Below are 14233 nucleotides of genomic sequence, written 5' to 3'. Positions count from 1 at the left end.
GGACACGCCCTCCCGGCCGAGGCGGGCAGCGCACCCCCGCCGGGCCCCGCAGCGCCGGTGGCCAAGGACAGCGGGCGCGGCAGCGTCCGGCACCGCCCCGACGTGCACAAGCTCTCGCTGCTCGGCGTCCTCGCCGCGCTCGTCCTGGTCGGCGCGCTCACCAAGCCCGAGCAGTTCCTGAGCGTGCAGAATCTCCAGCTCGTGCTCACCCAGGCCTCGGTCATCGGCGTGGTGACCGTCGGCGTCACCTTCGTCATCATCGGCGGCGGCATCGACCTGTCGGTCGGCGCGATGGTGGCCCTGGCCACCGTCTGGGCGACGACCCTGGCCACCCAGGAGTTCGGCCTCGGCGGCATCCTGCTGTGCGCGCTGTGCGTCGGCCTGGGCTGCGGACTGGTCAACGGACTGCTCGTGTCGCTCGGCGGACTGGTGCCCTTCATCGCGACCCTCGCCATGCTCGCCTCGGCCCGCGGCCTCGCCCTCCAGATCAGCGAAGGCCGCACCCAGGTGGTGTCCGTCGAGCCGGTGCTCGCGCTGGGCCGCCGGGACGCCTACCTGCTCGGCATCCCGCCCATCGTGCTGGTCTTCGCCGTCGTCACCGTCGTCGGCTGGCTGCTGCTGAACCGTACGACCTTCGGCCGGCGCACCGTCGCGGTCGGCGGCAACCCCGAGGCGGCCCGGCTGGCCGGCATCGACGTACGCCGCCAGCGGCTGCTGCTCTACCTGCTGTCCGGGCTGTGCTGCGGCATCGCGGCCTTCCTGCTGATCGTGCTGACCGGCTCCGGACAGAACACCAACGGAAACCTCTACGAGCTCGACGCCATCGCCGCGGCCATCATCGGCGGCACCCTGCTCAGCGGCGGCCGCGGCACCATCACCGGCTCCGTCCTGGGCGTCCTCGTCTTCACCCTCATCACCAACCTCTTCGCCCTGAACAACCTGGAGACCGCCGTCCAGCAGATCGCCAAGGGCGCCATCATCGTCGCCGCCGTACTGGTACAGAAGGGCCGCAAGTCATGACCGAGCGCATCCCACAGACTCCGTCGACCAGCCGCAGAAACATGCTCTTCGGTGCCGCGGCCGTCTCCGCCGGCGCGTTCCTCACCGCCTGCACCAGCAACGAGAACAACGCCTCGGCCGGCACCGGCAAGCAGCAGGCCGGCGGGGTCGACGACAAGCCCGGCAAGAAGGTCACCATCGGCTTCGCCGGGCCGCAGGCCGACCACGGCTGGCTGAACGCCATCAACCAGAACGCCAAGGAGCGCGCGAAGCAGTACGAGGACGTCACCCTGGAGATCACCGAGGGCTCCAACGACACGGCACAGCAGATCGGGCAGATCGAGACCCTGATCAACAAGAAGGTCGACGTCCTGGTCATCCTGCCCGCCGACGGCAAGGCGCTCACCCAGGTCGGACTGAAGGCCATGCGCGCCGGCATCCCCGTCGTCAACCTCGACCGGGTCTTCGCCTCCCAGCAGGCCTACCGCTGCTGGGTCGGCGGCGACAACTACGGCATGGGCCTCAACGCCGGGCACTACATCGGCGAACAGCTCAAGGACAAGAAGAACGCCAAGGTCGTCGAGCTGGCCGGGATCGACAACCTGGAACTGACCCGGCAGCGCACCCAGGGCTTCGACGACGCCCTGAAGAACTACCCCAACATCAAGAAGGTGGGCCGGCAGGCCGCCGAGTTCACCGTCGAGTCCGGCCAGTCCAAGATGGCGGGCCTGCTCCAGGCGCACCCCGACTTCGACGCCCTGTGGAACCACGACGACGACCAGGGCGTGGGCGCCGAGCGGGCCATCGAACAGGCCGGCCGCGACGGCTTCCTCATGGTCGGCGGCGCCGGCTCCCGCAAGGTCATGGACACCATCAAGGCCGGCAACTCCGTCCTGAAGGCAACGGTGCTCTACCCGCCCACCATGTCCGCCTCCGCCATCGACCTGGCCCGCGCGCTCGGCCAGGGCAAGGGCGTCAGCGGCATGGCCGAGCTGGAGATCCCCGCCTCGATCACCCTGTACTCCGCGGTCGTCACCAAGGACAACGTCGACGACTACCTCCCGACCGGCTTCAACTGACGCGGCGCGCGCCCGCCGGCCGGCCGCCGTGCCGTCCGGCCGCGCCCCGTCCCCCACACCCGACTGCCACCGATGAGGTGATGCATGGACGACAACACGAAGGACCCCACCCCCGACGGCCGCCCCGCACTGGGCATCGGCATGGTCGGCTACGCCTTCATGGGTGCCGCCCACTCCCAGGGCTGGCGCACCGCGGCCCGCGTTTTCGACCTGCCGCTGCGCCCGGCCATGAACGCCGTCTGCGGCCGGGACGCCGACGCCGTACGGGCCGCCGCCGACCGGCTCGGCTGGGCCGCGGCGGAGACCGACTGGCGGGCCCTGATCGCCCGCGACGACGTCGACGTGGTCGACATCTGCACGCCCGGCGACAGCCACGCCGAGATCGCCATCGCGGCCCTCGAAGCCGGCAAGCACGTGCTGTGCGAGAAGCCGCTTGCCAACACGGTCGCGGAGGCCGAGGCCATGGTGGCGGCGGCGGAGACGGCCCGGGCCCGCGGCCGGATCGCCATGGCCGGCTTCAACTACCGGCGCACACCCGCGATGGCGCTCGCCCGGCGGTTCGTCGAGGAGGGCCGCATCGGTACGCTGCGCCACCTGCGCGCCACGTACCTCCAGGACTGGCTGGTCGACGCGCAGGCCCCGATGACCTGGCGGCTGCGCAAGGAGAGCGCAGGGTCCGGTGCCCTGGGCGACCTCGGCGCCCACATCGTCGACCTCGCGCAGCACCTGGCGGGGGAGCCGCTGACGGGGGTCTCGGCCGTCACCGAGACGTTCGTACCGCGGCGCCCGCTGCCCTCGGGCGGCACGGACGAGGTGACGGTGGACGACGCCGCGCTGTTCACCGGCCGGTTCGCCTCGGGCGCGCTGGGATCCTTCGAGGCCAGCCGGGTCGCGGCGGGCCGCAAGAACGCCCTCCGCATCGAGCTCAACGGCGACCGCGGCTCCCTCTCCTTCGACCTGGAACGCCTCAACGAGCTGTCCTTCCACGACCACACCGAACCGTCCGTCGCGGCCGGCTTCCGCCGCATCCTGGTCACCGAGCCGGACCACCCGTACCTGGAGGGGTGGTGGCCGCCGGGCCACGGCCTCGGCTACGAGCACACCTTCGTCCACCAGGCCCGCGACCTGGTGCACGCCGTCGCCGCCGGCACCGACCCGGCGCCCTCCTTCGCCGACGGGCTGCGCGTGCAGCGCGTGCTGGCCGCCGTGGAGAAGAGCGCCGCGAAGAACTGCGTCTACACCCCCGTATCGGCCTGAGGAGGTCCCGTACCGTGCCACGCCAGTTCACTCTCTTCACCGGCCAATGGGCCGACCTCCCGCTGGAGGAGGTCTGCCGCATGGCGCGCTACTTCGGCTACGACGGCCTCGAACTCGCTTGCTGGGGCGATCACTTCGAGGTCGACAAGGCGCTCGCCGACCCCGCCTACCTCGACTCGCGCCACGCACTGCTCGACAAGTACGGCCTCAAGTGCTGGGCCATCTCCAACCACCTGGTCGGCCAGGCGGTCTGCGACGCCATCATCGACGAGCGGCACGAGGCGATCCTGCCCGCCCGTATCTGGGGCGACGGCGAGGCCGAGGGCGTACGGCAGCGGGCGGCGGCCGAGATCAAGGACACGGCCCGCGCGGCCGCCGCGTTCGGCGTCGACACCGTCGTCGGCTTCACCGGCTCGTCGATCTGGCACCTGGTCGCCATGTTCCCGCCGGCCCCCGCGTCGATGATCGAGCGCGGCTACGAGGACTTCGCCGAGCGCTGGAACCCCATCCTCGACGTCTTCGACGCCGAAGGCGTCCGCTTCGCCCACGAGGTCCACCCCAGCGAGATCGCCTACGACTACTGGACCACCCACCAGGCCCTGGAAGCCGTCGGCCACCGGCCCGCCTTCGGGCTCAACTTCGACCCGTCGCACTTCGTGTGGCAGGACCTGGACCCGGTCGGCTTCCTGTGGGACTTCCGCGACCGGATCTACCACGTGGACTGCAAGGAGGCCAGGAAGCGCCTGGACGGCCGCAACGGCCGGCTCGGCTCGCACCTGCCCTGGGGCGACCCGCGCCGCGGCTGGGACTTCGTCTCGGCGGGCCACGGCGACGTCCCCTGGGAGGACTGCTTCCGGATGCTGCGCTCGATCGGGTACGAGGGCCCGGTCTCGGTCGAGTGGGAGGACGCCGGCATGGACCGCCGGCAGGGCGCGCCCGAGGCGCTGGCCCGCCTCAAGGCGTACGACTTCGAGCCGCCCACGGCGTCGTTCGACGCGGCGTTCGGCCGCTCGGACGCCTGACGCACCACACTCCTTTGTCCTCCTGAGGGCAGAAGTCCTCGCTCTCTCGTGTCAAAGGTCTATCCGTAGCGGGCCGACGCGACTACCTTCGCCTCTGGTGTCACGTACACGTACATGACGGCTCGCACAGCGCACTGAACTCCCCAGCACCGCCCACCGCACGGCACTCAACCCGCCCGGGAGGCACCGCGTGCACAGAAGACGTCTCAGAATCCGCTCCGCACTCGCACTCTTCGCCGGCGGCCTGCTCGCGGCCGGCTCGCTCTCGCTCGGCAGCACCCCCTCGGTCGCGGCCCCGGCCGCGGACCCGGCCCCCAAGGCCGAGGACTTCCAGCAGGTCACGCTCGCCAAGGGCGAGCCGGAGATGGGCGAGCCGATGACGCTCGCCGTCCTCCCCGACCGCTCGGTCCTGCACACCGCGCGCGACGGCACACTGCGGCTGACCGACGCCACCGGCTACACCAAGGTCGCCGGCAAGCTGCCCGTCTACACCCACGACGAAGAGGGCCTCCAGGGCGTCGGCGTCGACCCCGGCTTCAAGGACAACCGCTTCATCTACCTCTTCTACGCACCGCCGCTGGACACCCCCGCCGGTGACGCGCCCGACAACGGCACCGCGGCGGACTTCGCGAAGTTCGACGGCCTCAACCGGCTGTCCCGCTTCGTCCTCAAGGAGGACGGCACGCTGGACACCGCGAGCGAGAAGAAGATCCTGGAGGTGCCCACCTCCCGCGGCACCTGCTGCCACGTCGGCGGCGACATCGACTTCGACGCGCAGGGCAACCTCTACCTCTCCACCGGCGACGACTCCAACCCGTTCGCCTCCGACGGGTACACGCCCATCGACGAGCGCGCCGACCGCAACCCCGCGTACGACGCCCAGCGCAGCGCGGGCAACACCAACGACCTGCGCGGCAAGATCCTGCGCATCAAGGTCAAGGACGACGGCTCGTACGACATCCCCGAGGGCAACCTCTTCGCGCCCGGCACCGAGAAGACCCGCCCCGAGATCTATGCGATGGGCTTCCGCAACCCCTTCCGGATGAGCGTCGACAAGCCCACCGGCATCGTCTACGTCGGTGACTACGGCCCCGACGCCGGCGCCGCCAGCCCCACCCGCGGCCCGGCCGGACAGGTCGAGTTCGCCCGCGTCACCAAGGCCGGCAACTACGGCTGGCCGTACTGCACCGGCGACAACGACCCCTTCATCGACTACGACTTCGCCACCGGGAAGTCCGGCGAGGCCTTCGACTGCGCCGCGCCGAAGAACACCTCGGTGCACAACACCGGCCTGACCGACCTGCCCCCGGCCCAGGCCGCGTGGATCCCGTACGACAACGCCTCCGTACCGGAGTTCGGCAGCGGCTCCGAGTCCCCGATGGGCGGCCCGGTCTACCGCTACGACGCCGCCCTCGACTCGAAGGTGAAGTTCCCCGAGGCCTACGACGGCGACTTCTTCGCCGGCGAGTTCGGCCGCCGCTGGATCAAGCGCATCGAGAAGGGCGACGACGGCACCGTCCAGTCCATCAACGCCTTCCCCTGGACCGGCACCCAGGTGATGGACATGGCCTTCGGTCCGGACGGCGCGCTGTACGTCCTGGACTACGGCACCGGCTACTTCAACGGTGACGAGAACTCCGCGCTGTACCGCATCGAGAACGCCACCGACGGCCACTCGCCGGTCGCCGAGGCCAAGGTCGACCGCACCTCCGGCCAGGCCCCGCTGAAGGCCAGGTTCAGCGCGAGCGCCACCGACGCCGACGGCGACGCGATCACCTACGCCTGGGACTTCGGCGACGGCTCCAAGTCCACGACGCAGAACCCGTCGCACACGTACAAGAAGAACGGCACCTACACCGCGACCGTCACCGCGAAGGACGCCTCGGGCCGCACCGGCTCGGCCAGCGTCCACCTCACGGTCGGCAACACCGCGCCCAAGGTGACGCTGGAACTCCCGGGCAACGGGCAGCTGTTCACCTTCGGTGACAAGGTCCCCTTCAAGGTCAAGGTGACTGACCCCGAGGACGGGAAGATCGACTGCTCCAAGGTCACCGTCACCCACATCCTCGGCCACGACAGCCACGGCCACGCCGTCACCTCGGCCAAGGGCTGCGAGGGCACCATCCAGACCCTGGCCGACGGCGAGCACGACGCCAACGCCAACATCTTCGGTGTCTTCGACGCCGAGTACACCGACAAGGGCGCCAACGGCCAGCCGCCGCTGACCACGCACGCCCAGAGCATGACCCAGCCCAAGCACCGGCAGGCCGAGCACTTCGGTACCTCCAAGGGCGTCAAGGCGGTCAACCACACGCCGGCGCACGGCGGCAAGACCGTCGGTGACATCCACAACGGTGACTGGATCGGCTTCACCCCGTACCGCGTCGGCAACGCCACGAAGCTGACCGCCCGGGTCGCCTCGGCAGGCGCCGGCGGCACGCTGGAGATCCGCACCGGCAAGCCCGACGGCAAGCTGCTCGGCACGGCCAAGGTGCCGGTCACCGGCGGCTGGGAGACGTACACGGACGTCAGCACCGCCCTCACCAAGCCGCCCACCGGGACGACGACGCTCTACCTCGTCTTCAAGGGCAGCGGCACGGGAGCGCTGTACGACGTGGACGACTTCGACATCACGACGAAGTAGGTCCGCGCGCCGAGGGGCGGGCGGGCCGTCCGGTCCGTCCGCCCCGCCCGGCCACCTCTGCCCAGAGGCCCCTTGCCCAGCCACCCCCCGCTGCTGGAGGAAGGACTCCCCCTATGCACGCGTACCAGCCCACGGCGAGACGGCAGGCCGTACGGCGGCTCGGCATCACCGCCGCCGCGGCCGCGACCCTGCTCGCCACCATGGCACTGCCCGGTGCCGCCGCGTCCCCCGAAGCAGGAAGCGCGGCCGACGACGCCCGGGTCCTGGTCTTCTCCAAGACCGCCGGCTTCCGCCACGACTCGATCCCCGACGGCATCGCCACCGTCAAGGACCTCGGCGCCCAGCACGGTTTCGCCGTCGACGCCACCGAGGACGCCGGCGCCTTCACCCCCGGCAACCTCGCCAAGTACGACGCGGTCGTGTGGCTGTCGACCACCGGCGACGTCCTCGACGCCACTCAGCAGGCCGCGTTCGAGAAGTACATCGCCGCGGGCGGCGGCTACGTCGGCGTGCACGCGGCCGCCGACACCGAGTACGACTGGCCCTTCTACGGCGGCCTGGCCGGCGCGTACTTCCAGTCCCACCCGGCGATCCAGCCCGCCACCCTGCGCGTCGAGGACCGCGCCCACCCCGCCACCGCACACCTGCCGGCGGCCTGGGAGCGCACCGACGAGTGGTACAACTACCGCACCAACCCGCGCGACCGCGCCCACGTCCTCGCCACCCTCGACGAGTCCACGTACACCGGCGGCTCGATGGGCGAGGACCACCCCTTCGCCTGGTGCCAGGAGTACCGCGGCGGCCGCGCCTTCTACACCGGCGCGGGCCACACCAAGGAGTCCTACGCCGACCCCGCCTTCCGCACCCACCTCCTCGGCGGCATCCGCTACGCCACGGGCCTCGCCCAGGCCGACTGCCGCCCGGAGCAGGGCTACACCCCCCTCTTCGACGGCACCCGCACGAGCCTGGAGGGCTGGAAGCAGGCGGGCCCCGGCACCTTCACCCTGAACGAGGACGACGGAACTCTCACCTCCGACGGCGGCATGGGCATGCTCTGGTACGCCGCCAAGGAACAGCGCGGCTACTCCCTCAAGCTCGACTGGAAGATGGCGAGCGAGTCCGGGGACGACAACTCCGGCGTCTACGTGGGCTTCCCGGCCTCCGACGACCCCTGGTCCGCCGTGAACAACGGCTACGAGATCCAGATCGACGCCACGGACACCCCCGACCACACCACCGGCTCCGTCTACGGCTTCCAGGCCGCCGACACCAAGGCCAGGGACGCGGCCCTGAACCCGCCGGGGGAGTGGAACACCTACGAGCTCCGCGTCCAGGGCGAACGCCTGAAGGTGTATCTCAACGGCCGCAAGATCAACGACTTCACCAACCAGGACCCGGCGCGCTCCCTCCGCCAGGGATACATCGGCATCCAGAACCACGGCCCCGACGACAAGGTCTCCTTCCGGAACATTCGGATCAAGCAGCTGGGCCAGAAGACCGACGGACGGTGATCGAGGGAGTGGGGGCCGGCCGGGGGCCTCGGGGGTGAGCCCGCGGAGCGTGCGGGCAGAGGCGGGTGCCGCAGGGACGGGGTGAGCGACAGGACGGCCAACCAGGGCGCAGGCACGGTTTCGGACACGGCACGCACATGGGCACGGACATGGGAGGGCGCATGGGTACGGGTACGGGTACGAGCGCGGGAGCGTCGGGTCCCGAGACGGGCACGGCAAAAACGGGGAACGGGCCCGAGGGTTCGGGGACCGGCCGCACCGGGGTGTGGCTGATCGGCGCGCGGGGCTCGGTCGCCACGACCGTCATCGCGGGCTGCGCCGCACTCGTCGCGGGCCTGCACGAGCCGACCGGCATGGTCACCGAGTCGGCGGCCTTCGCCGACGTCCCGCTCCCGCCACTGGAGTCCCTGGTCTTCGGCGGCCATGACATCACCTCCTGCCCGCTCCCGAAGCGCGCCGAGCAACTGGCCGCCGGCGGCGTCCTGCCCCACGGCCTGCCCCGCTCCGTACAGAACGAACTCGCCGCGGCCGACGCCGAGATCCGCCCCGGCGGCCCGGGTCCGGGGGACGCCCGCGACGACGAGACGCTGATCGCCTCCTTCGCCGCGGACCTCCGCACCTTCCGCAGCACACACGCCCTGGACCGCGTGGTCCTCATCAACGTGGCGTCGACCGAGGCAGCACCGGGGGCCGGGGGCGTCGGTGGCGTTGGCGGTGTCGACGGGGGAGGGGCCGTCGGGCGGCCGGCCGGTGAAAGGCCCGGGTCGCCCGCCGAGCGCCTCCCCGCCAGCTCCCGCTACGCCCTCGCCGCGCTCCGGGCGGGCTGCGCGTACGTCAACTTCACCCCCTCCACCGGCCTGCACCACCCCCTCCTCCGGGACATGGCCCGCTGCAGCGGCCTCCCGTACGCGGGCCGGGACGGCAAGACCGGCCAGACCCTGCTGCGCTCCGTCCTCGCACCGATGATGGCCCAGCGCGCACTGACCGTACGGGCCTGGTCCGGTACGAACCTCCTCGGCGGCGGAGACGGCGCCGCCCTCGCCGACCCGGCCGCCGCCGCGGCCAAGAACGCGGGCAAGGCCGCCGTACTCCGCGACACCCTCGGCGAACTCCCGCCCGGCGACCTCCACATCGACAACGTCCCGGCCCTGGGCGACTGGAAGACGGCCTGGGACCACATCGCGGTCGACGGCTTCCTCGGCAGCCGGGTGATCCTCCAGACCATCTGGCAGGGCTGCGACTCCGCCCTCGCCGCCCCGCTCGTCCTCGACCTGGCCCGCCTGGTCGCCGCCGCCCACGCTGCCGGCCTCAGCGGCCCGCTCCCCGAACTCGGCTTCTACTTCAAGGACCCGGACGGCGGCCCGGCCGCACTGGCCGACCAGTACACGGCCCTCACCACCACCTTCGCCACCCGACTCCGGGAGGCCCACGCATGATCCCCCTCCCGCGCTTCCTCCGCCCGTCCTCCCGCCCCCACCGCCCCTCGCCCCGCCGCCCCACCGACCTGAACGCCCCGGTCGGCCTGACCGGCCCCGGGCGCCGTACGAGCCCCCCGGCTTCCGCAGGTTTCCTGGCTGCCGTGAACTCCGCGGGTTCCCCGGGGCCTACGAACGTTACGGACCTCGCATCCCCCGCCCCCGCGCCCGGCGATCACCACGCGTCGCCCCACCCCGCCGTATGCGGCTGCCGCAGCTCAACCGCCCTCCGCGCCCTCCTCCCCACTCACGCACTCCACGCCCTCTCCTCCCGGTCCTCCCGCCACCCATTCCGCTCCCTTCGTTCCTCCGGATCGCTGCGGGCCTGGGCGGAACTGCTCCGGATTTCCGCACCGGCCAGCGTCCCCGGCGACCTCCTCGCCGGCGCCGCGGCCGCCGGCCTGCGCCCCAACACCCGTACCGCCCTGGCCACCCTCTCCTCCCTCTTCCTGTACGAGGCAGGGATGGCCCTGAACGACTGGGCCGACCGCGACATCGACGCCGTGGAACGCCCGCACCGCCCCATCCCCTCCGGCCGCATCACCCCCGGCGCGGCCCTCGCCGCGGCCGGCGGCCTCACAGCGGCCGGCCTCGCCTGCGCGGCAGCCGCCGGCCGCCCGGCCCTGGTCGCCGGTACCGCCCTGGCCGCCACCGTCTGGGCCTACGACCTGCACCTCAAGAACACCGTCGCCGGCCCCGCGGCCATGGCCTGCGCCCGCACCCTCGACCTCCTCCAAGGCGCCGTCGCCACCACCGCACCCGACTCTCCCGCGAGCCCCGTCGCTCGCCGCGCCCTCCCCTCAGCCGCTCTGCTCGGCGCGCACACCTTCACCGTCACCACGGTCTCCCGCCGCGAGGCCCAGGGCTCGTCCTCGTCCCTGCCCCTGCTGTCCCTCGCAGCCGTCACCGCCCTCGCCCACACCGCGGCCGGCGCCCGTTCCCTCGTCCGCCTCCCCGCATCCCCGACCCCGGCCCCTCCTCCCACTCCCACTCCGGCTCCCGCTCCCGCTCTCGCTCCCGCCGAGGTGGCGGCTCGGATCCTGGCCGTCGCCTACGCAGCCACCGCCGCCCGCCCCCTTCTCCTCGCGACGCTCAACCCCTCGCCCCACTTCCTCCAACGGGCCGTCGGCGGCGGCATCCGCGCGATGATCCCGTTGCAGGCGGCCCTCGCCGCACGAGCCGGTGCGCCGGTCACCGGCGCCGCGGTGCTCGCGCTCATCCCCGTCGCCCGTCGCCTGTCACGGAAGGTCAGCCCGACATGACCCCGACACCCCCGCGGCCGTCGACAACGCTGTCACCGCTCCGTCTCGCCTACGGAACCAACGGCCTCACCGACCTCCGCCTGACCGACGCCCTCGCCCTCCTCTCCGACCTCGGCTACGACGGCGTCGCGCTCACCCTCGACCACATGCACCTCGACCCCGTCGCCCCGGGCCTGGCCGCCCGCACCGCGCGAGTGGCCGAAGCGCTACGGACCACGAACCTCGCCGTAGCCATCGAAACCGGCGCCCGTTACGTACTCGACCCCCGCCGCAAACACCACCCCGCCCTCATCGATCCCGACCCGGAAGCCCGTGCCGCCCGCGCCGACCTGCTGCGCACCGCCGTACGCATCGGCGCCGACCTCGGCGCCACCGCCGTCCACTGCTTCAGCGGCGTACGCGATCCCGGCAGCCCGGACACCGACTCCTGGCAGCGCCTGGCTGACGCCCTGGCCCCGGTCGCCGAAGCGGCCTCCGACGCCGGCCTGCCGCTCGCCGTGGAACCTGAGCCCGGCCACCTCCTCTCCGACCTGGCCGGCTTCCATCACCTCCGTACGCTGCTGGGCGAGCCCGACCCGGACGTACTCGGGCTGACCCTGGACATCGGCCACTGCCAGTGCCTGGAGCCACTGCCGCCCGCCGACTGCGTACGCGCCGCCGCCCCCTGGACCCGGCACGTCCAGCTGGAGGACATGCGCCGCGGCGTCCACGAGCACCTCCCCTTCGGCGACGGCGAGATCGACTTCCCGCCGGTACTCGCCGCCCTCCGCGACACCGCCTACCAGGGCCTGGTGAGCGTCGAGCTGCCCCGCCACTCCCACGCCGGCCCCACCCAGGCCCAAACCTCCCTCCACTACCTCCACTCAGCTCTCTCCACGATCACCCCTGCCACGCCCACCGCTGCCAGGGCCACCACAGCCACGCCCACGGCTGACACGGCCACCACTGCCGCGACCACCGCTGACATGGCCACCACTGCCGCGACCACGGCTGACATGGCCACCACGCCCACCACAGCCACGCCCACCACAGCCACGCCCACCACAGTCACGCCCGCCACAGTCACGCCCGCCACAGTCACGCCCGCCACAGTCACGCCCGCCACAGTCACGCCCACCACAGTCACGCCCACCACAGTCACGTCCACCGCTGACACGGCCACCACTGCCGCGACCACCACCCGCACCGAAGGCGCCCCGCTCCGAGCCACCGCGACCACCGCCGCCGTCACCCGCAACGGAGGTGCACCGTGCTGACCCCCGACGACGCCTGGATCGCCCGTCTGGCCAAGGCACTCCGCGACCGCCTCGATGCTGACGCCCGCGCCTGGCTGGACGAGGCCCTCGCCGAAGCCACCGCCCATGCGGCGCCCGGAGCCACCGGCCACGCCGCTGCAACCGACGCCCCCGCCGCGACCGATGCCTTCGCCCACTCCGCCGCCGGCGAAGCCCGCGGCGCAGGCACCCCCGCCGCGTGGGAGATGCGGTTCGCGTCCGCCGGGCGGTGGTGCGTACGGGAGGAACCGTCGCGCCACCCCGACCCGGAGGCCACCGAAGCCGCGCGCGTGCTGATCCTCTGCACCGCCCGTGCCGACGGCCCCACCGTCACCCGGCTCTACGAGCACGGCACGGCCGCTGAGCGCCGGGCCGTGCTCCTCGCACTGCCGCGGCTGCCGTTGGGTACCGACGGCCGCCCCGGCCTGCCGCTCATCGAGGACGCCCTGCGGACGAACGACACGCGGCTGGTCGCCGCGGCCGTGGGCCCGTACGCCGCACGGCACCTCGATGCGCACGCCTGGCGGCACGCCGTGCTCAAGTGCCTGTTCACCGGTGTGTCGGTGGACGCCGTCGCCGGTCTCGCCGAACGCTCCCGCGGCGACGGCGAACTCGCCCGCATGCTCGGCGACTACGCCCGTGAACGCACCTCAGCCGGCCGTCCCGTACCCGACGATCTCCCTCGCGTTCTCGCTCTCACCCAGATGTCCCCCCTGTCCGCCGACACTTCCCCCGACTCGTCGGCCAGCCCGTCCGTCAGCCCGTCCGCCGACCGCTCCGGCAACCCGTCCATCGGCTCGTCCGGCAGTCCGTCCCCTGGCCCGTCCTCCGAGGAGGCGTAACCCCGATGCGTATCTTCGATCCGCACATCCACATGACCTCCCGCACCACCGACGACTACGAGGCCATGTACGCGGCGGGCGTGCGCGCCCTCGTCGAGCCGGCCTTCTGGCTGGGGCAGCCGCGGACCTCACCGGCGAGCTTCTTCGACTACTTCGACTCCCTTCTCGGCTGGGAGCCCTTCCGGGCCGCCCAGCACGGCATCGCCCACCACTGCACCATCGCGCTCAACCCCAAAGAGGCGAACGACCCCCGCTGTACCCCCGTCCTCGATGCACTGCCCCGCTACCTCGTAAAAGACTCGGTCGTCGCCGTCGGCGAGATCGGCTACGACTCGATGACCCCGGCCGAGGACAACGCCCTGGCCGCTCAGCTCCAACTCGCCGTGGACCACGGCCTGCCGGCCCTCGTCCACACCCCCCACCGCGACAAGGCCGCCGGGCTCAAACGCACCCTCGACGTCCTGCGCGAATCCGACCTGCCCCCCGCTCGCGTCGTCCTGGACCACCTCAATGAGACAACGGTAGGGGACGCCACTGACAGTGGCTGCTGGCTGGGCTTTTCCATCTATCCGGACACCAAGATGGACCCGGAGCGGATGGTGCGGATCCTCCGCGTGCACGGCACGGAGCGGGTGCTCGTCAACTCCGCGGCGGACTGGGGCCGCAGCGACCCGCTCAAGACCCGCCACGTCGGCGAGGCCATGCTCGCCGCCGGATTCTCGGACGACGAGGTGGACCAGGTGCTGTGGCGGAACCCCGTCGAGTTCTACGGCCAGAGCGGGCGGCTGTCCCTGGACATCGCCGATCCCGGCGCCCTCCACGAGGGCAACTCCATCCTCCGCGGCGGGGAATGAGGAGGCGGGCGGAC

10 protein-coding genes and 1 pseudogene are annotated in these 14233 nt (G+C 72.2%); all 11 read left to right on the top strand.

All coding sequences use genetic code 11. The features are described 5' to 3' along the window. The first annotated feature begins 57 nt into the window (after nt 1–57). The 11 genes and pseudogenes from ABZ840_RS32870 (at nt 58) to ABZ840_RS32820 (ending at nt 14219) form a co-directional block, all read left to right on the top strand. On the top strand, nt 58–1020 hold the full coding sequence (locus tag ABZ840_RS32870; protein ID WP_361566159.1) for an ABC transporter permease: 963 nt from the start codon (nt 58–60) through the stop codon (nt 1018–1020). Further along, entirely contained in the window at nt 1017–2078 is a 1062-nt protein-coding gene (locus ABZ840_RS32865; protein WP_361566074.1) for a substrate-binding domain-containing protein, read from the top strand. The genes ABZ840_RS32870 and ABZ840_RS32865 overlap by 4 nt, the downstream gene beginning before the upstream one ends. Nucleotides 2079–2162: 84 nt before the next feature. Continuing rightward, nucleotides 2163–3335, top strand: coding sequence for a Gfo/Idh/MocA family oxidoreductase (locus tag ABZ840_RS32860; protein WP_361566071.1), 1173 nt, complete (start codon nt 2163–2165; stop codon nt 3333–3335). A 14-nt stretch (nt 3336–3349) separates the two neighbouring features. Beyond that, nucleotides 3350–4357, top strand: coding sequence for a sugar phosphate isomerase/epimerase family protein (locus ABZ840_RS32855; protein ID WP_361566068.1), 1008 nt, complete (start codon nt 3350–3352; stop codon nt 4355–4357). A 190-nt stretch (nt 4358–4547) separates the two neighbouring features. Then, nucleotides 4548–7001, top strand: coding sequence for a PQQ-dependent sugar dehydrogenase (locus tag ABZ840_RS32850; protein ID WP_361566065.1), 2454 nt, complete (start codon nt 4548–4550; stop codon nt 6999–7001). Nucleotides 7002–7201: 200 nt separating this feature from the next. Then, nucleotides 7202–8512 (top strand): ThuA domain-containing protein, encoded by a 1311-nt coding sequence (locus ABZ840_RS32845; RefSeq protein ID WP_361566156.1) that lies wholly within the window; start codon nt 7202–7204, stop codon nt 8510–8512. 161 nt (nt 8513–8673) lie between these two features. After that, on the top strand, nt 8674–9948 hold the full coding sequence (locus tag ABZ840_RS32840) for an inositol-3-phosphate synthase (RefSeq protein WP_361566062.1): 1275 nt from the start codon (nt 8674–8676) through the stop codon (nt 9946–9948). A 356-nt stretch (nt 9949–10304) separates the two neighbouring features. Then, the gene (locus tag ABZ840_RS32835) at nt 10305–11249 is read left to right on the top strand and encodes an SCO3242 family prenyltransferase (RefSeq protein WP_361566153.1); all 945 of its coding nucleotides are present in this window, start codon (nt 10305–10307) and stop codon (nt 11247–11249) included. Beyond that, a pseudogene (locus tag ABZ840_RS32830) lies at nt 11246–12109 on the top strand (sugar phosphate isomerase/epimerase family protein); the annotation flags it as partial. The gene ABZ840_RS32835 and the pseudogene ABZ840_RS32830, both read left to right, overlap by 4 nt. Before the next feature lie 422 nt (nt 12110–12531). After that, nucleotides 12532–13365 (top strand): EboA domain-containing protein, encoded by an 834-nt coding sequence (locus ABZ840_RS32825; RefSeq protein ID WP_361566151.1) that lies wholly within the window; start codon nt 12532–12534, stop codon nt 13363–13365. Nucleotides 13366–13370: 5 nt separating this feature from the next. Beyond that, on the top strand, nt 13371–14219 hold the full coding sequence (locus tag ABZ840_RS32820; RefSeq protein WP_361566059.1) for a TatD family hydrolase: 849 nt from the start codon (nt 13371–13373) through the stop codon (nt 14217–14219). The last annotated feature ends 14 nt before the right edge of the window (nt 14220–14233 follow it).

This window comes from Streptomyces sp. NPDC047117 (assembly GCF_040643545.1).
Lineage (GTDB): Bacteria > Actinomycetota > Actinomycetes > Streptomycetales > Streptomycetaceae > Streptomyces.
Note: the sequence above shows the minus strand (reverse complement) of the source record. Positions and strands in the feature narration are given on the sequence as shown.

Coding starts and splice junctions, on each gene's coding strand:
- ABZ840_RS32865 (WP_361566074.1), top strand. CDS start 1,017: ATGACCGAGCGCATCCCACAGACTCCGTCGACCAGCCGCAGAAACATG.
- ABZ840_RS32860 (WP_361566071.1), top strand. CDS start 2,163: ATGGACGACAACACGAAGGACCCCACCCCCGACGGCCGCCCCGCACTG.
- ABZ840_RS32845 (WP_361566156.1), top strand. CDS start 7,202: ATGGCACTGCCCGGTGCCGCCGCGTCCCCCGAAGCAGGAAGCGCGGCC.
- ABZ840_RS32840 (WP_361566062.1), top strand. CDS start 8,674: ATGGGTACGGGTACGGGTACGAGCGCGGGAGCGTCGGGTCCCGAGACG.
- ABZ840_RS32820 (WP_361566059.1), top strand. CDS start 13,371: ATGCGTATCTTCGATCCGCACATCCACATGACCTCCCGCACCACCGAC.